The organism is Paenibacillus sp. BJ-4 (assembly GCF_020404765.1).
GTDB lineage: Bacteria > Bacillota > Bacilli > Paenibacillales > Paenibacillaceae > Paenibacillus.
The window spans coordinates 55,552-71,557 of record NZ_JAIVEM010000088.1 but is presented as its reverse complement, the minus strand read 5'-3'; the positions used below and the strand labels follow the sequence as shown (position 1 = coordinate 71,557).

General features: G+C 45.9%; 19 protein-coding genes. 17 read left to right on the top strand and 2 right to left on the bottom strand.

The window, feature by feature from the left end; genetic code table 11:
* The first annotated feature begins 3 nt into the window (after window positions 1-3).
* The 3 genes from LCF57_RS15130 to LCF57_RS15120 all read left to right on the top strand — a co-directional run bounded on the left by LCF57_RS15130 (window position 4) and on the right by LCF57_RS15120 (window position 1,621).
* Entirely contained in the window at window positions 4-237 is a 234-nt protein-coding gene (locus LCF57_RS15130) for a hypothetical protein (protein WP_318840698.1), read from the top strand.
* A gap of 111 nt (window positions 238-348) precedes the next feature.
* Window positions 349-1,221 (top strand): IseA DL-endopeptidase inhibitor family protein, encoded by an 873-nt coding sequence (locus LCF57_RS15125; protein ID WP_226001434.1) that lies wholly within the window; start codon window positions 349-351, stop codon window positions 1,219-1,221.
* A 154-nt stretch (window positions 1,222-1,375) separates the two neighbouring features.
* Window positions 1,376-1,621 carry an HPr family phosphocarrier protein gene (locus LCF57_RS15120; RefSeq protein ID WP_007428972.1) on the top strand — a complete coding sequence of 82 codons (246 nt, stop codon included), beginning with the start codon at window positions 1,376-1,378 and terminating at the stop codon, window positions 1,619-1,621.
* An 87-nt stretch (window positions 1,622-1,708) separates the two neighbouring features.
* On the opposite strand, the gene LCF57_RS15115 is transcribed toward LCF57_RS15120, so the two are convergent.
* Window positions 1,709-2,497 (bottom strand): formate/nitrite transporter family protein, encoded by a 789-nt coding sequence (locus tag LCF57_RS15115; RefSeq protein WP_226001433.1) that lies wholly within the window; start codon window positions 2,495-2,497, stop codon window positions 1,709-1,711.
* Between the two features lie 86 nt (window positions 2,498-2,583).
* Window positions 2,584-3,366 carry a Cof-type HAD-IIB family hydrolase gene (locus LCF57_RS15110; RefSeq protein WP_226001432.1) on the bottom strand — a complete coding sequence of 261 codons (783 nt, stop codon included), beginning with the start codon at window positions 3,364-3,366 and terminating at the stop codon, window positions 2,584-2,586.
* Window positions 3,367-3,564: 198 nt separating this feature from the next.
* Here LCF57_RS15110 and LCF57_RS15105 point away from each other — a divergent pair, with 198 nt between their 5' ends.
* The 14 genes from LCF57_RS15105 to LCF57_RS15040 all read left to right on the top strand — a co-directional run bounded on the left by LCF57_RS15105 (window position 3,565) and on the right by LCF57_RS15040 (window position 15,988).
* Entirely contained in the window at window positions 3,565-4,596 is a 1,032-nt protein-coding gene (locus LCF57_RS15105) for a WXG100 family type VII secretion target (RefSeq protein ID WP_226001431.1), read from the top strand.
* Between the two features lie 257 nt (window positions 4,597-4,853).
* The gene (locus LCF57_RS15100) at window positions 4,854-5,615 is read left to right on the top strand and encodes an SH3 domain-containing protein (RefSeq protein WP_226001430.1); all 762 of its coding nucleotides are present in this window, start codon (window positions 4,854-4,856) and stop codon (window positions 5,613-5,615) included.
* Window positions 5,616-5,688: 73 nt separating this feature from the next.
* Window positions 5,689-6,237, top strand: a complete 549-nt coding sequence (locus LCF57_RS15095) for a YcxB family protein (protein ID WP_226001429.1) — start codon at window positions 5,689-5,691, stop codon at window positions 6,235-6,237.
* 125 nt (window positions 6,238-6,362) lie between these two features.
* Entirely contained in the window at window positions 6,363-6,479 is a 117-nt protein-coding gene (locus tag LCF57_RS15090) for an ATP-grasp domain-containing protein (protein WP_226001428.1), read from the top strand.
* A 392-nt stretch (window positions 6,480-6,871) separates the two neighbouring features.
* Complete coding sequence (locus tag LCF57_RS15085) at window positions 6,872-7,318, top strand: tellurite resistance TerB family protein (protein WP_226001427.1); 447 nt, start codon at window positions 6,872-6,874, stop codon at window positions 7,316-7,318.
* Window positions 7,319-7,346: 28 nt separating this feature from the next.
* On the top strand, window positions 7,347-7,940 hold the full coding sequence (locus tag LCF57_RS15080; RefSeq protein ID WP_226001426.1) for a TerD family protein: 594 nt from the start codon (window positions 7,347-7,349) through the stop codon (window positions 7,938-7,940).
* Between the two features lie 47 nt (window positions 7,941-7,987).
* The gene (locus LCF57_RS15075) at window positions 7,988-8,563 is read left to right on the top strand and encodes a TerD family protein (RefSeq protein ID WP_226001425.1); all 576 of its coding nucleotides are present in this window, start codon (window positions 7,988-7,990) and stop codon (window positions 8,561-8,563) included.
* Between the two features lie 29 nt (window positions 8,564-8,592).
* The gene (locus tag LCF57_RS15070) at window positions 8,593-9,174 is read left to right on the top strand and encodes a TerD family protein (RefSeq protein ID WP_226001424.1); all 582 of its coding nucleotides are present in this window, start codon (window positions 8,593-8,595) and stop codon (window positions 9,172-9,174) included.
* Between the two features lie 101 nt (window positions 9,175-9,275).
* Entirely contained in the window at window positions 9,276-10,523 is a 1,248-nt protein-coding gene (locus LCF57_RS15065; protein ID WP_226001423.1) for a TerD family protein, read from the top strand.
* Between the two features lie 26 nt (window positions 10,524-10,549).
* On the top strand, window positions 10,550-11,284 hold the full coding sequence (locus tag LCF57_RS15060) for a TerC family protein (protein ID WP_226001422.1): 735 nt from the start codon (window positions 10,550-10,552) through the stop codon (window positions 11,282-11,284).
* Between the two features lie 124 nt (window positions 11,285-11,408).
* A complete protein-coding gene (locus LCF57_RS15055; RefSeq protein ID WP_226001421.1) occupies window positions 11,409-12,626 on the top strand; it encodes an HpcH/HpaI aldolase/citrate lyase family protein in 1,218 nt (405 codons plus the stop codon).
* Window positions 12,627-12,678: 52 nt separating this feature from the next.
* A complete protein-coding gene (locus tag LCF57_RS15050; protein ID WP_226001586.1) occupies window positions 12,679-14,019 on the top strand; it encodes a phosphoribosyltransferase family protein in 1,341 nt (446 codons plus the stop codon).
* The gene (locus LCF57_RS15045; RefSeq protein ID WP_226001420.1) at window positions 14,016-15,167 is read left to right on the top strand and encodes a cysteine protease StiP family protein; all 1,152 of its coding nucleotides are present in this window, start codon (window positions 14,016-14,018) and stop codon (window positions 15,165-15,167) included. Before LCF57_RS15050 ends, LCF57_RS15045 begins: the two co-directional genes overlap by 4 nt.
* Window positions 15,164-15,988, top strand: a complete 825-nt coding sequence (locus tag LCF57_RS15040) for an HAD family hydrolase (protein ID WP_226001419.1) — start codon at window positions 15,164-15,166, stop codon at window positions 15,986-15,988. Before LCF57_RS15045 ends, LCF57_RS15040 begins: the two co-directional genes overlap by 4 nt.
* Window positions 15,989-16,006: the final 18 nt, after the last annotated feature.

Sequence of the window (16,006 nt, the reverse complement as noted above, 5' to 3'; positions counted from 1 at the left end):
TATGTGACTTCTCTGACGACCGGAGGCATGATTGAGCTCGTAACCAATGTCGGATTCCCTGCTGCGTTGAGTCTGATTCTGTTAAAATATATCCTTGTTACCCTCAGCCGCAGATTGGAGCAGCTTGACCGATCTGTTAAGCAACTGTCGCAATCCTTGGAAGAGATGGAGGCAGAGCGAGTGAAGCAGTCAGATGAGCCGTGCAGGGCAGATACGGACAAACTTCGTGCCGAATGAGCAAATAAAGGAAAATAGAAACAATTTAGCAACCCAATCACGACGTGGGATTCTTATAATAGAAAGGTGTGCAGTTTATGCAGGCATATATTTATGGAGGTGTATATTAAGATGAAAATAAATACGAAGCTATCCGCGCTGTGCATCGCAGCTACACTTTTGAGCGTAGCGCAGGCCGCCGCAGCAGCGCCCGCCGTGACCGCTCCAGCGGAAGCGACGCAGCCGGATGTTGCCAGCCCGGCTGCATCCGTCCCGGCCCAGGTGCCAGCACCAGCAGCATCTGCGTCGGTTAAGACACCGACCCCGACACAAGCCCCGTCGGCTCCAGCAGCGTCGATCCCGGCTGCAGCCGCAGGTTCCGCCAAAGCCGCTACACCAGCAGCTCCGTCCGCGCCAGCACCGCGTCCATCCGCGTCGGTAGCCCCAGCGGCTGCTCCAGCCGTGCCGTCGACTGCGAAGCCGTCTACTCCGCAGCAACCGTCGGTATCAGCGCCAGCCGCAGCTGCCGTTACGAGTGTGAAGCCTACGCAGTTGGACAAGTTGAACCACGAGAGCGCGCTTCCACTCGTGCTGGAGGCACAGTCGCGTTATCAGTACGCGATCAGCGGTGGCAGCCCGGTGGGTAAGTCGTTCCAGTGGAATGGCAAAAGCTACCGTTACCTGTCCGAGGACATCGGCACCAAGACCAAGCTGATCAACTATCTGACGCAGGCTTATACTAAGCAGGCGAGTGAGCAATTTGTGGGCAAATTTTTTGTTGAAATTAACGGTAAACTGGCACAGTTGGATGCAGATAGCGGTAATTTGCTTGAGTTTAACCGGGCTACGGCGAAAATGGTAACGATGACTCCAGTGAAGCGCAGCTACCTGTTGACCGTGCCTTATCCAGCAGAAACGAAGAAAGCAAACGAGAAAATCAGCGTGAACTTCGAAAAGGTCGGCAGCTACTGGAAAATCAGCTCTGCACCGCATGTCATTTTCTAAATCAAGCATTTTCTAAATCAAGTATTTTCTTGAATGAAGTATTGTCTGAATGAAATATTTTCCAAATTAAGGTTTTGCAACGTTCTTCATGAATAGGGTAAAGTGATGTTAAGGCTTTCATAAGCCCTAATTCAACCCAGAGGAGTGCTGTGTAATGATGACACCCATTAAGGTAAAAAACGTTAAGGATATTGAGAAGATCAATCAAATCGTATCCAACTATACCTACGACATCTGGATTCATGGCAAAAGCGGCATGGCAGATGCCAAATCCATTCTAGGCATGTATGTGCTGAAGCTGGATGAACCGTTAACTCTGGTTGTACCTGACAACGTCAATCCGAAGAAGCTGTTTAAGGAACTGGAGGAATTTATTCATTTTCCTGCTCAAGAAGCATAAAGGCAAGAAAGAACCTGCAGATACTGCATACTCTATTTCAAAGTAATGCAAAGAAGCCTGGGGATACGTAGCCCCCAAGGCTTCTTTTTAATGCCCCTCCTCATCCAAAAACGGGAGATTCACCGAATAGTACATAACCCCCATAAGCAGCACACCGCCAACCAGATTCCCGAGTGTAACCGGAACCAGATTATGAATCACGCCAGCGACAGAGACGGTACCCGGATGGTCTAGCACGAGTGCAATAGCGAAGGTACACATATTGGCTATACTATGCTCATATCCCGAAATGAAAAAGCAGAATACAAATAACATCATCGCAAACATTTTCGCCCCGTTTTCCTTCATAAACATCGGAACAAAAAAGGCAAGGCAGACCAGCCAATTACACAAAATAGCCCGGAAAAACAACTGCATTGCAGGCGCTTCCATTTTGTGTTCAACCACGTTCAGCAGAAAGCTGTTCACGCTGGAGGAGTCAAATAGTCCGGTCAAATAAATAAGGAGCGCAAATACCCCGGCACCCAGCAAATTACCGCCATAGCTGGCAGCCCACAGCCGAAGCACCTGCCCCCAGCGCAGCTTTTTACGGAGCGCTGCATAGGTGTAATAGAAGGTGTTGCCTGTAAACAAATCCCCGCCGCCGTAAGCGATCAAAATGATGGCTGCCCCGAACGTGACTGCCGCCATGGGATAAGTGAATGGAGATTGCTCCATGTAAAAAAAGTTGCCCGTCTTGAACGCTACAATAACGCCGAACCCGATGAACATACTCGCCAGCATGGAACGTGCCAAATACCGGAGCAGGCTTTGCTTGTAAATTTTGTACTTCTTCATGGCTAGCTGTTCGACATTGCGTAAGCCTTCCGTCTCCATTTCAAAGACAACCTCCTATTTTCTCAGATGTAAGTTTTTAAACATACTTATTTTTCTCAAAACATGATCCGTTAGCCAGCAGCTTGTTAGCTTAACAAACCAAGCTTTTGCAGCCCATACCAAATGCCGTCTTCATCTGCGCGTTTGGTCACCATTTTCGCCGCAGCCTTGGCCTCATCACAGCCGTTGCCCATTGCCACACTATTATGTACAGCCGTTAGCATTTCTACATCATTCAAGCCATCGCCAAAAGCGTATTGATTTTCCTCGGCAATACCCAGTCTGGAGGTGATTTCACGAATGCCCTTCGCTTTGGAGCCAGAATGAGGAACAACGTCCACAGAACTCGGATGCCAGCGTACAAAGTCAAAGGCTTTAAATACTGCTTCATAGAACGGTTCTTCTTCTGCTGTACACATCAGCAACGTCTGGTAGATATCTCTTCCCTGAAAATAAAGTGGATCATACCCCACCGATATTTTGGCCTTTAAGGTTTGGACCGACTTCTCTACAAGCTCATCGTTAGGAATATTAGCCTTCATGTTCAAATGATCCATATATACGAGAGCATGATTGTGTGTGAGAGCCAGATCAGTCATCGCTTGCAAAGCTTTTCTGTTCAACGGATTGGTAGCAACGACTTCTCCGCGAAGCACGACATATTGCCCATTAAAACTGACATAGGAATCGATTTCCAACTGCTCGCGGATTTCCTTGAACATAAAAGGCGCACGGCCTGTTGCAATGGCGACCTCATGCCCTTGCTCTTTCAAAGCAAAGACGGCCTTTTCTGCCGTTAGCGGCATTTTCTTCTCATCGTCCAGTAATGTACCGTCGATATCAAAAAAGATAATCTTTTTGTCTGACATGTCCCAACACCTGACTTTCAATAATGTTATTGTCGAAATTGACCATATGGATTCATTATATCAAAGGAACTGCTTATGAATACACAAATACGTATAAATCCTCATGAATGATCGACCTGTATAGCTTACAATATGAAATAAGGATTACTGTAAAATATAACGTCTATCTCCTATTTTCATAGTTGGGATGTGATCAACATGACAAAAATCCAAGTCTCGCCGGAGCAGCTGGATAGCGTGGCCTCCCAATTTGCCGATGCCCACGGAACACTGTATAACCAGTTAAACGGCCTGGATAACACAATGAATAACCTTCACAGCCAGTGGGATGGTATGGAGAGAAATCGCTTTTATAACGATTATCGGACGGCTAAATATACACTTTCTTCTGCACTAAGCAAGGTTCAGTCTATTGAAATTGAACTGAAAAGCATCGCTTCGAGTTTCAGAAATGCGGATGGTGAAAGCACTCGTGGCTTCTGGACAGCTTTGGCAGCGGCCATGAGTTCAAGTGCAGCGCTGACGGGCCATGGAGAAGGTGAAAGCTACGCTGGCGCCGCCGCCAAACCACCAAAAAACCTGGACGAATGGGAGCAGGCAGATACGGATAAATATCATCAATATGAGAAACTGCTGAAAGATGCTGAGGCGATCGGTGACAAGCAGGTCATGCAGAAAATTCACGATCAGATGAACGTCCTGCGACTGCAATATGAGGACTCGGTTACCCGTACAGATTACAATACAGGAGAAACCTCCAGGATCACATCTGATTCCCTCGTGGCCGTCACCGAGCTCACAGGTAAAGATGGAACCAAAACGGATATTTCAATAGATAAAAAAGGGAATGTTGTAAGCTATGAGCAAAATACCGACAAATACGACTACTGGGTTCAAACCCATACCCAATCCGCCGGAGAACACGCTCTAGGTAAAACGGCCCAGACCGCCACCGGATATGGAATAGGTCTTATTTTGTCGCGCGGGACTGGCGTTGGTGGCGCAGGTTCGGGCGTTGGTTCCGGCGCAGTCTCCGGCTGGGGAGAACACGTCGTTGGCATCGGTGGCGGTTTGATCAGCGACAAGGTGCTATTCTCTGTACCCGATGAGGGCGAAACCCGCACCATGATCTACCGAACCAACAAGGACACCGGACATATCGAGAACATGATCATCGTCACCAAGGGTGAAAATGAAATGGAGTACCGTTACTGGGAGGACTATAACTAAGTCCTTGAGCGGGAAATGATCGTAGCAACGCGAATAGCAGTATCTCTAGAATCTACAGTCTTTTTCTCTGGAACAAGTGAGCGGCAGGTGGAAACTGTAAAACTCGCTAGCGGGAGAAGTCTGTAGATTTTTTTGTTTACCAATTTTTTCTGAATTCCGATATATTAATATAGATAGAATACATATCCAAGATCTTCGAAATGAATAAATTTTTCGAAAAAGATTAAAGTTCTGGTTTTTAAGGGGAGAAATAGTAAATGAAAAAAATAAGAGTCGGTGTAATGGGAATAGCCAGTTTTATAATGCTTGCAGGATGTAACGTACCATCTCAAATTGATATTAATATTAATGGCGATAAGGAGCAGTCTGAGCCAAGTAAGGTTCAGGAAGTCAAGAATTCAGCCCCTTCAAGTTCTGACACTCAAAGTGTTGCCGGCAATGCAACTATATCTAAGTTTAAAACGGCAACTGACAGCACGACTATCACCTCTGAAGCATTACAAAAGAAACCAGTAAAATCTAGTTATCCAGTTAAGGAAAACGCGATTGAAGAAGATACATGGTATTGGCGTATAACCGAGGCACAGGTGAATCTCCGAAAAGAACCGTATATTCACTCTCAGTCAATGGCAGTGCTTGAGCGTGACGAGGAGCTTGAATATCTGCACCACAAATACGTAGATCCTAATGATGAGCGCATCTGGTATGAGGTGCAGACATGGGAAGGGAAAATTGGGTGGGTGAGCAGTCGGGTTATTATCAAGTCTGATGGACGCTACTACAGTGATTATGCGGATACAGAGGAGATCGATTACTGGCAGGTGACCGTGAACCAGGCGAATTTGCGTGCAGAGCCATCCATTAGTAGTAAATCTGTTGGTATTGTACACAATCAAGACTATTTAGAATTTCTACAAGATACTGTGTTGGACCCTAGTGACGGGCGAACTTGGTATCATGTTGAAACTTCTGATGGTCTAATAGGCTGGATTAGTAGCCGTGTTGTTTTGCGAGGGTAGGGAAATCTCAAAATTTCAATTCAAGGTCATTCTCATTCTCAAGAGGGACTGTAAACATTAAAGGAGTTATCGTATGCAAGAATCAGGGAAATTTCAGTACAAGTATAGGCTGTCATTGAAAGATATCATGTTATTCAATTTTTGTTTGAAGTACCAAAAGTCTACTGGGCTTAAGCTTTTTGCATCAATCCAGTTTTTAATGGTCATCATGGCTACATACAAGCTCATTATAGATGATGAAGTTGATCCTAATACGTTAGCGTTGTTCTTCTTTCCATTCTTAATTTTTGTAGTCATTCCTTTCTTTACTATTAAGGATGTGAAAGCCAACTACCTTAATCATCCACAATGGCCTATTGAAAAAGAATATGAATTTTCAAAAGAAGGCCTTCATTTTACGTACTCTGCGGGTTACAACTGGGATGAAGTAAAGGGGGTCATTAATACGCTGACTGCCTTTTATATATTGCTGCCTCACCATAAGTTTATATTGGTTCCCAAACGGATTTTTTCTAGTAGACTGGAGCACAGACAATTCAAAAAATTGTTGAAAACCCAGATCGAATCAGAGAGATGGGATTATAAATTTATAGATAGAATGAACAAGTTAATTAGAAACTGAGCATATTTCTGGAGCTGAAAATTAATACACTACTATACTTCATGAATAAGGGGGAAATATATGCATCTTCTATTTTGTAGTGACCCTCTGGATTCCAAAAGTGCTCAAGAACATTCGAGAACATATTGATAAAGGATATTGCTCGTACGCAACCAGGAGAATGGATCATTATAGAATTGGGAGACGGGCAGGTTTCGGGATTGCCGGAATACACGGATCTTGAAGCATTTTATACAAGTTAAAAGAATGCGGTGATGAACCGTGGATTATGGTAAAAGGCGCAGAGCTTTCGGCGAATTGGAAAGCTGCGCCTTTTTCGCTTCTAAAATTAAGTTTACTGACTTTTCCGTTCAAATAATGATAAAAGAGAGCATCTACTCAAAAGTGATCGTTTTCAACCGATCAACCCGTACTAAATCTATGAATTTGCAATTGGGGTGTCAAGTGGTGGATAATGGAAGGGACTCTATCAACAGAAAATAGGGCTAAAGATAGAGACGATGCCTAAAAAAAGTAGATCAGATTTACCGTATATTTGTATATTATTGTAGAAAAAGCTCGTAATTCAGGTTATAGTAAAGGAAGAATTTAACTAGGATGAATTCTACCCAAATACGTAATTGTGGAGGGAAATATGAGTACATTTAAGAATTGGTTGAATACAACTAAAAAAGGACTTGGAGACCAAGTTAAGAAGTTTAAGAATAAAGAATTTATGGAAGCTGTGGTTGCGGGCTGTGCATTGGTGGCATTTGCAGATGGTACGATTAGTCCGGAAGAGAAAACAAAAATGGCCGGATACATAAATATTAGTGAGGAATTGAAAGTGTTTGATATGGGAGAGGTCATCAACCGCTTTAATCACTATGTGGCGAATTTTGAATTTTCACCTGAAATCGGTAAACAGGAAGCACTAAAAGCAATTGGAAAATTGAAAGGTAAGCCTGAAGTAGGCCGACTCGTCGTTGGCGTATGTAGCGCTATTGGCGCAGCAGATGGTGACTTTGATGCCAATGAACAACGAATTGTTGCTGAAATTTGCGGCGCACTTGGTTTGAATCCGTCTGAATTTAGTCTGTAAATTTTACGGAAGGGAGGTGTGTTAATTAGTGGCTGTAATTAATCTGGTCAAGGGTCAGAAGATTGATTTGACTAAAGGAAACACAGGACTAACCAAAGTTATAGCTGGATTGGGATGGGACCCGGTACAGTCCAAAGGATTTTTTGGCATTAAGAAGCAACCCAACATTGACTGTGACGCTTCTGCCATTTTGCTGGACGCAAACGGGAAACTGACTCAGTCGGACAACGTAGTGTGTTTCCACAATAAAAAAAGCCCATGCGGCTCTGTCGTGCATTCTGGTGATAATTTGACCGGACAAGGTGACGGCGATGATGAACAAATTACGATTGACCTGGCACGTATTCCTGCCAATGTCGACAAAGTGCTTGTTGTTGTGAATATATATGATTGCGTAAACCGGAAACAGGATTTTGGCATGATCGAGAAAGCGTATATCCGCATTCTGGACGGTGCGAACTCCAAGGAACTGGTGACGTTCAATTTATCTGATAATTATGAAGGAATGACTGCGCTGGTCTGTGGAGAGCTCTATCGTCATAATAACGAATGGAAGTTTGCTGCAATCGGTGAAGGCACCCATGCCGTACATATTGATGTGCTGGCTCAGCGTTACATGTAATTTTAGTTGCTCATACAAAACTTAATTTAGAAACGGGGTTCTTACTCATGGCAATTAACTTATCTAAAGGTCAAAAAATTGATTTGACTAAAACAAACCCAGGGTTGTCCAAAATTACGGTTGGTCTTGGCTGGGATACAAACAAGTACGATGGCGGTAAAGATTTTGACCTGGACGTATCCGTATTTTTGGCGAATGCGGACGGTAAAGTGGAAACGGACAAGAACTTTGTCTTCTTTAATAATCCACAAAATGATAACGGTTCTGTCGTTCATACCGGAGATAACCGTACAGGTGACGGTGACGGAGATGACGAGCAAATTAAAGTTGATCTGAGCAGCGTACCTGCTAACGTAGAAAAGATCGCTTTTACGATTACCATCTATGAGGCACAAGAACGAAGCCAAAACTTTGGACAAGTGTCCCGTGCTTATGCGCGTATCGTAAATGAGGCAAATAATGAAGAATTGGTTCGCTTTGATCTGGGAGAAGATTTCTCGATCGAAACAGGCGTGGTGGTAGGTGAACTGTATCGTCATAGCGGTGAATGGAAGTTCAATGCCATTGGCAGCGGATACCAGGATGGTCTCGCAGGATTAACACGCGATTACGGTTTGGCTTAAAAATCTATACAAGAAGGCAGGTATGCGGTATGACCATTAGTCTTTCCAAGGGACAACGTATTGATCTGACTAAAACGAATCCATGCTTGACTCGTGTTGTCGTAGGTCTTGGTTGGGATACCAATAAATATAGTGGTGGCGCAGACTTTGACCTGGATGCTTCAGCTTTCCTGCTGTATGAAGATGGTAAAGCGAAGGCAGCAGATGATTTTGTATTTTACAATAATCCAACAGGCGGAGCAGGATCTGTTACCCATACAGGCGATAATCGCACAGGTGAGGGCGACGGGGATGACGAGCAGATCATCGTTGATTTTGCAAAGATTCCTCCGAATATCCATCGTATCGGAATTACGGTTACGATTTATGATTATGAGGCACGTGCGCAAAATTTTGGACAAGTATCCAATGCTTTTGTGCGGGTGGTAGATGCGGCTACGGATCGTGAAGTGCTGCGCTACGATCTGGGTGAGGATTTCTCCACTGAAACGGCCGTGGTTTTCTGTGAATTTTACCGTCACAACTCAGATTGGAAATTCCAGGCGATCGGTAGCGGCTTTGCTGGTGGATTGGGTGCGCTTGCTAAAAACTATGGCTTGGACGCTCAGTAATATCCACTTGGGGTGGTGTCCAAAGGGCGCCACCCTTTCTTTTTAAGCCATTGAATGGCATACGCTGACACATGACAAACGGACAGAAAGGTGACACAATCATGGCTGTTATCGTAGTAAAGGGACAGAAGGCGGATTTGACGAAAACCAATCCGGGTTTGACCCATGTCAACGTAGGGATCGGATGGGAGTCCCCGGCGTCTTTGGAACTGGATACTTCCGCATTTTTGCTGGGTCCCGGAGGGAAAGTATCGGGCGATGAGGATCTGATCTTCTACAATAATCCGACCACACCTTTTATCACTTATTCAGATGGACAACAGTTAGGTGATAAGAAACAATTTTCCCTTGATCTAACCAAAATACCTTCACATATTGAGAAGATTGCGTTTACGCTGACCATTTATGATGCAGATCAGAAACGGCAAAATTTTGGACAGGTTCAAGGCGGATTTATACGTTTTGCTCATCCGGTTAGCGGAGAGGTTTTGCGTTTTAATTTGGATAGTGGTTTTACAGTCGAAACAGCCATAGTTATTGGTGAACTGTACCGCCATAACGGTGAATGGAAATTTAACGCGATTGGCGCGGGTTTTTCCGGTGGATTGGATGCGTTGTGTGGAAATTTCGGAATCGAAGTGGATAATAATCCGACTCCTCCGACACCAGCTCCTACACCACCTCCAGTTCCTCGGCCAACCCCTCCCGTTCCAAAGTCAGAGCCACCTGCAACTCCTGTGAATCTGAATTTGCGCAAAATTGAGCTGAAGAAAAAGGGCGACACCATTAATCTGAAAAAGGGCTCAGGTGGATTGGGTGAAATCCTGATCAATCTGAACTGGAATCAGGTACAGCAGAGCAAGGGCTTTTTCAGTCGTGGCTCCAAGGGTGTCGATCTGGATCTGGGCTGCTTGTATGAGATGAAGAACGGAGATAAAGGTGTTGTGCAGGCGTTGGGAGAAGTGTTCGGTTCTCTGAATCGCTTCCCGTACATTGCTCTGGATGGTGATGACCGTACAGGCTCTGTGAAAACAGGGGAAAATCTCCGCATTAATGGCGCTAAAATTTCTGAAATTAAGCGAATTTTGGTATTCACGTTCATCTATGAAGGAGTCACGAACTGGTCACAAGCGGACGGGGTGGTCACGCTGTACCAGAAGGATGGGCCGGACATTATCGTTCACCTGAATGAACATGACAACCGCAAAGGAATGTGTGCAATTGCCATGATCCAAAATGTGAACGATGAAACGTTCAGTATTGAGAGACTCGTGCAGTTCTACGGCGGTCATCGTGAGTTGGACCGTGCACATAACTGGGGCATGCGCTGGTCGCAGGGGAGTAAATAAACTGAATTATCGGAGGCACTCTTTTCATGTTGAATGATTTATTTCGAAATATCAGCGAGAACTATGGCCACTTCTTTTCATGGAGTGATGTTGTAGCTACACTTACTGACCCTGTGAGTTGGGGGATTATTGGTACCCTCATTTTGCTGGAAGGACTTTTGTCAGCGGATAATGCCTTGGTTCTCGCGGTTATGGTTAAGCATTTACCGAAGGAGCAACAGAAGAGAGCCTTATTTTACGGGATTTTGGGTGCCTATTTATTTAGGTTCCTGGCCATTGGCTTGGGTACATTCCTTATCAAGTTCACGTTAATCAAGGTGTTGGGTGCGGCCTATCTTCTCTATATTGCTTATAAAGGTTTATTCAAATCCGAAGCAGAAGGAGAAGTGGAAAACAAGCCTACTTCCTTCTGGAAAACGGTATTAATGGTCGAGCTGATGGATATTGCCTTCAGTATTGACAGCGTCATTGCCGCTTTTGGTGTGAGCGAGAAAGTATGGGTTTTGTTCCTGGGTGGTATTCTTGGCGTTCTGATGATGCGTGGTGTTGCACAAGTATTTCTCAAGCTCATTGATAAATTTCCGGAACTGGAACAGACAGCCTTTATATTGATCGCCATTATTGGAGGTAAAATGCTGGCTGCTGCTTTTGGCTTTCATATGCCGCAACTCTTGTTCTTCGGCATTTTGATCGCCGTCTTTGTAGGTACGATGGTTATGAGCTCGGCAAAAAGAAAGAAAAAGGCCGACAAAGAGGCTTAATGTACAAAGTATAGCGAAATCCCTCCTGAAATTAAGGGGGGATTTCTTTTATACCCGAGGCACAGGGCTTCAGTCAGGCAAGAAAGAGCAGGAGGAGGAGAAGGCCCTGAAATATTTTAATGATTTGACCTTTGAGGAAATAGAAGCGATCTTTTATACGCCACCGACGGAGTTTCATAACCGATCTCCCAAAAGTGTATTAGCATATGCCGTAGGGGCAGCTTTGTATATGCCTGCGACCCGCTCGGAAGTAGCGGAAGAGATTAAAAACAGAAAACACGAAGGATTAACGACGGTCATGCTGGATTTGGAGGATGCGATAGGAGATCAGCAGGTCGGACAGGCGGAACAGTCACTGGCGCAGCAGTTGTTTCAACTCATGTCGTATATACGGGCAGGTGTGATGAGTGAACAGAGTTTGCCGCTGCTGTTTGTACGTGTGCGCTCTGTGGAACAGCTGGAACGGCTGCTGAGCGGGTTAGGAGAATCTTTAACGCTGCTGACCGGTTTTGTTTTGCCCAAGTTCTCTTCGGAACATGGGCGGGCGTATTTTGCACTCCTTGCCGAATATAACCGGAGTATGGGGACGGGTACTGACATTCCTGTGTTGTATGGTTTACCGATTCTCGAAAGCTCCAAAATTATTTACCGGGAAACGCGCTGGAAAGAGCTACTGGAGATCAAAGCGATTTTGGACGAGTATCAGGAATATGTACTGAACGTGCGCATTGGGGCAACCGATTTCTCCAGCCTGTTTGGCTTGAGACGTAGTCCGGATATTACAATCTATGAAATTGCCGTCATTCGGGATTGCATCGCGGATATTATTAACCTGTTTGGTCGGGTGGGCTCGGATTATGTCATTTCTGGTCCTGTATGGGAATATTTCTCTCACCGGGAACGTGTATTTAAGCCTCAATTAAGAGTGTCACCTTTCGAAGATGCATTTGGCAAGCAGGGCCGGAACCTGCGGCTGGACTTTATCTCAGACGCGATGGATGGACTGATCCGGGAAGTCATGATGGACAAAGAGAATGGGATTATCGGTAAAACGATCATCCATCCCACCCATATTAAGCCGGTACAGGCCATGTACGTGGTGACACATGAGGAGTATATGGATGCCCTCGCGATTGTGGAGCGTAATGACGGTAGTCTGGGTGTGTTCAAAAGTACCTATGCCAATAAAATGAATGAAATTAAGCCGCACTTGAATTGGGCTCATCGTATTATTAGTAGATCAAAAGTATACGGGGTGTTACATGAACAACAACATTTTGTCAGTCTCTTACCCAAACACGAAGACACATCTGCTTCCAATCTTGGAGCAGTTCAGCGTTAAAATTACCGAGACACATAATCCATTCCGCCTCCCTGTGGACAAGCTGTTTGCAATGGCGGCGCGGGTGAACAAGAAGCGTTCATTTTTGTTTGTCAGCAAGGTACTGGGCAAGCATATTCCAGTGAACCCATACACTTCTTTGCTCAGTGGTGCGGCACTAGCGGTCCTGCTGTATAAGGAGCTTGTCCCACAGGCAGGACAACAGATGGATCAACTCATCGGAGAAGCCGTGAAAGGACTTCTGGACGTGGAATATGCGGAAGAAGCCTATCGCAGGCTGATAAATGAGCGTCTAGCTTTTGCCGAGTCCATCAAGTTTGTTGGTTTTGCCGAGACGGCTACAGCACTGGGACACAGTATGTATCATGTGTTTGCCAATGGTGCTTCGTATATTCATACGACGCGTGAGGATATTCCGGACCTTCTGCCGATCATTCGGTTTGAAGAAGAGCATTCGCATGCTGTTGATCATCGCTGCTATGCACTGGATGAGCATGCATTTGCCGGAGATGGACCCATTGTACTGGTAGATGATGAAATTACGACAGGCAAAACAACCCTTAATATCATTCGGGATATTCAGGCACATTTTCCAAGGAAGCAGTATGTGATTGCTTCATTATTGGATTGGCGGACAGACCGTGATGAGCAGGCTTTTAGCGATCTGGAGGCAGAACTGGGAATTACGATTACGCCTTTAAGCTTGCTCAAAGGAAAGATCGAAGTACTGGGAGTACCCATGCTGGATCACGCAGAATACGCTGGACAGGCCGGACACACCGAACATGCTGCTACTAGCTTGGTAGAGGATGCGGCAGAAGCTCCTGAAATAATTGACCACTGTTTTGAAAAGGATGCTTCCAGTTTTGAGCGGATACTGTACAGCTCTATCTCAACGGACGGATACGCCAATACGACTCCTTATTTGAAATATACTGGTCGTTTCGGTCTGCAATCCGCTGATAATGCGGCGTTGAATGCAGAAATTACGCGTGTAGCAACACGATTGAACGAGCTTCGTTCAGGGCAGCGCACGTTGGTGATGGGTACGGGTGAATTCATGTACATTCCCATGCGGATTGCAGCAGAGTTAGGTCCGAATGTATATTATCAGTCCACGACACGCAGCCCGGTTTACCCCCATCGAGAAAAAGGGTACGGTGTAGCTTGTGGTATGACCTATCCCTCACCTGATGACAGTACAGTAAGCAATTTTATTTATAATGTAGGTCCCGGTCAGTATGACGAAATATTTGTTTTGCTGGAAAGGGAGTCGAACCCGGTGCGAATGAAGCCTATGCTGGATGCTTTGATCCACCTGGGTTGCGAGAGAGTACATGTGGTTTATTTTAACCGTTTAACTAGCCAAGAGAGTAAAGGAGCGCGGATATGAAGCAAGCACTCATTGAGCAAATACAGCAGAAGAACATTCATCCGCCCGAACCGTTAGGCAGCTATCCTGCCTCGGATGTCACTTTCTTATTGAAGGATTTAAGTCGTGTTACATTGGAAAAAGGGACAGAGGATCGTGAAGAGGCGATTCAGTCGGGTACCCATTATTCCGAAATGCTTCCCGTGGAATATGAGCCTACAGCAGATTATATTGCTTTGTTTCACGAAACGCTTGCTCAATCTGCCGAAAAAGTTGCACTAGCAGCAGCTTCTGTGGCTGAAATGATCGTAAGAAAAAGGGGGCTGAACACGGCAATTGTTTCGCTTGCCCGGGCAGGGACGCCCATCGGTATCCTGATCAAGCGTTATATTGACTGGAAGTATGGCGTTTCCCTTCCACATTACAGCATCTCTATTATTCGCGGCAAAGGCATTGACCGGAATGCTGTTTTGTATATTTTACAGCAACATGGGCTCGATATTGAGCTTCAGTTTGTAGATGGCTGGACGGGGAAAGGAGCGATTCGGCAGGTGCTGATCGAGGCTTGTCGTGAGATGAACGCGGATTACAGATTGCGCCTGAATGATGATTTGGCAGTGCTGGCCGATCCAGGAAGTTGCTCAGATACTTTCGGTACACGGGAGGATTATTTGATCCCGAGTGCTTGTTTGAATTCGACCGTATCGGGTCTGATGAGTCGGACGGTATTGCGCGACGATCTGATAGGCCCGGACGATTTTCATGGGGCTAAATTTTATGAAGCCTGGCGGTCGGTGGATCAGTCCAATACGTTTGTAGATACGGTTTCGGGTTACTTTCAAGATGTGGCTGCAACTGCGGCTGCGTATGCTGAACAGATGACATTGAATCCACCTGCGGTAACATGGCAGGGCTTACGGGATATCGAGGCAATTCAAAAGGCTTTTGGTATTCGGGATATCAATCTGCTCAAGCCCGGTGTGGGGGAGACGACCCGTGTGCTGCTGCGCAGGGTACCGTGGAAAATCCTGATTGACCGTGAAGACAATCCGAATCTTCGTCATATCATGCTGCTGGCAAAGGATCGTGGAGTGCCAGTTGAGGTTTTCGAGGGATTGACCTATTCCTGCTGCGGGATTATCAAGCCGCTCAAGGGGGGACAAGAATGATTTACGCAAGCGACCTGGATCAGACGCTGATATACTCCAAACGTTCGCTTGGCGTGCCGCTGGAGTCCGCGGGGCTGTTGCCTGCGGAGCATATTGACGGCGCAACAGCGGCATTTATTTCAGCGCAGGCCCTTCAACTGCTGAAGACGCTGCCGGAAAATATCATGTTTATGCCTGTGACGACTCGAACGATGGCACAGTATCGACGGATCACCGTGTTTCAAACGGAGCTGATTCCGGCTTATGCCGTGACGAGCAATGGTGGTAACATCATCGTTGGAGGCGAGGTGGATCGGGAATGGAATCGGCGCATTCGCGAACAAGTACGCCAAGATGGTGCCCATGCGGAAGAAGCACGTCAAGTGTTCGGACAGGTGCTGCATGAGGACTGGGTCATCCGTGAGAGTTTTTGCGACGAGTTATTTTATGCTTTCGTGATTGAACGGGATCGTATGCCGCTGGAGCAGGTGTTAGAGAAGGCTCGAATCATGCGCGAAATGGGCTGGGAGGTATCGATTCAGGGGCGAAAGGTGTATCTTGTGCCTGCTGGCGTGAATAAGCAGGCCGCCGTGGAGCATATTCGTCATCTTACAGACGGTGGACCTGTTGTGGCGTCCGGCGACTCATTGCTGGATCGCTGCTTGCTGGATTATGCCGACTATGCGATTGCTCCGCGTCACGGTGAGCTATACCGGGAACAGCTACGGGATGAGCTGGAGTTGAATTACCGTTTTACGGAGTTGTCGGGTGCTTATACAGCGGACGAAATCATGGCGTATGTTTATGAAGTACATCGGAGTGTGTCTGCAGCTCGAGCTTAATTTTCAGAATAGATAGGG

What these genes read in the sequence shown, in the direction of transcription:
- LCF57_RS15100 (WP_226001430.1), top strand. Translation starts at nt 4,854, where the DNA reads ATGAAAAAAATAAGAGTCGGTGTAATGGGAATAGCCAGTTTTATAATG.
- LCF57_RS15065 (WP_226001423.1), top strand. Translation starts at nt 9,276, where the DNA reads ATGGCTGTTATCGTAGTAAAGGGACAGAAGGCGGATTTGACGAAAACC.
- LCF57_RS15105 (WP_226001431.1), top strand. Translation starts at nt 3,565, where the DNA reads ATGACAAAAATCCAAGTCTCGCCGGAGCAGCTGGATAGCGTGGCCTCC.
- LCF57_RS15045 (WP_226001420.1), top strand. Translation starts at nt 14,016, where the DNA reads ATGAAGCAAGCACTCATTGAGCAAATACAGCAGAAGAACATTCATCCG.
- LCF57_RS15095 (WP_226001429.1), top strand. Translation starts at nt 5,689, where the DNA reads ATGCAAGAATCAGGGAAATTTCAGTACAAGTATAGGCTGTCATTGAAA.
- LCF57_RS15115 (WP_226001433.1), bottom strand. Translation starts at nt 2,497, where the DNA reads ATGGAGACGGAAGGCTTACGCAATGTCGAACAGCTAGCCATGAAGAAG.
- LCF57_RS15075 (WP_226001425.1), top strand. Translation starts at nt 7,988, where the DNA reads ATGGCAATTAACTTATCTAAAGGTCAAAAAATTGATTTGACTAAAACA.
- LCF57_RS15060 (WP_226001422.1), top strand. Translation starts at nt 10,550, where the DNA reads ATGTTGAATGATTTATTTCGAAATATCAGCGAGAACTATGGCCACTTC.
- LCF57_RS15070 (WP_226001424.1), top strand. Translation starts at nt 8,593, where the DNA reads ATGACCATTAGTCTTTCCAAGGGACAACGTATTGATCTGACTAAAACG.
- LCF57_RS15125 (WP_226001434.1), top strand. Translation starts at nt 349, where the DNA reads ATGAAAATAAATACGAAGCTATCCGCGCTGTGCATCGCAGCTACACTT.
- LCF57_RS15085 (WP_226001427.1), top strand. Translation starts at nt 6,872, where the DNA reads ATGAGTACATTTAAGAATTGGTTGAATACAACTAAAAAAGGACTTGGA.
- LCF57_RS15040 (WP_226001419.1), top strand. Translation starts at nt 15,164, where the DNA reads ATGATTTACGCAAGCGACCTGGATCAGACGCTGATATACTCCAAACGT.
- LCF57_RS15120 (WP_007428972.1), top strand. Translation starts at nt 1,376, where the DNA reads ATGATGACACCCATTAAGGTAAAAAACGTTAAGGATATTGAGAAGATC.
- LCF57_RS15110 (WP_226001432.1), bottom strand. Translation starts at nt 3,366, where the DNA reads ATGTCAGACAAAAAGATTATCTTTTTTGATATCGACGGTACATTACTG.
- LCF57_RS15050 (WP_226001586.1), top strand. Translation starts at nt 12,679, where the DNA reads ATGGCGGCGCGGGTGAACAAGAAGCGTTCATTTTTGTTTGTCAGCAAG.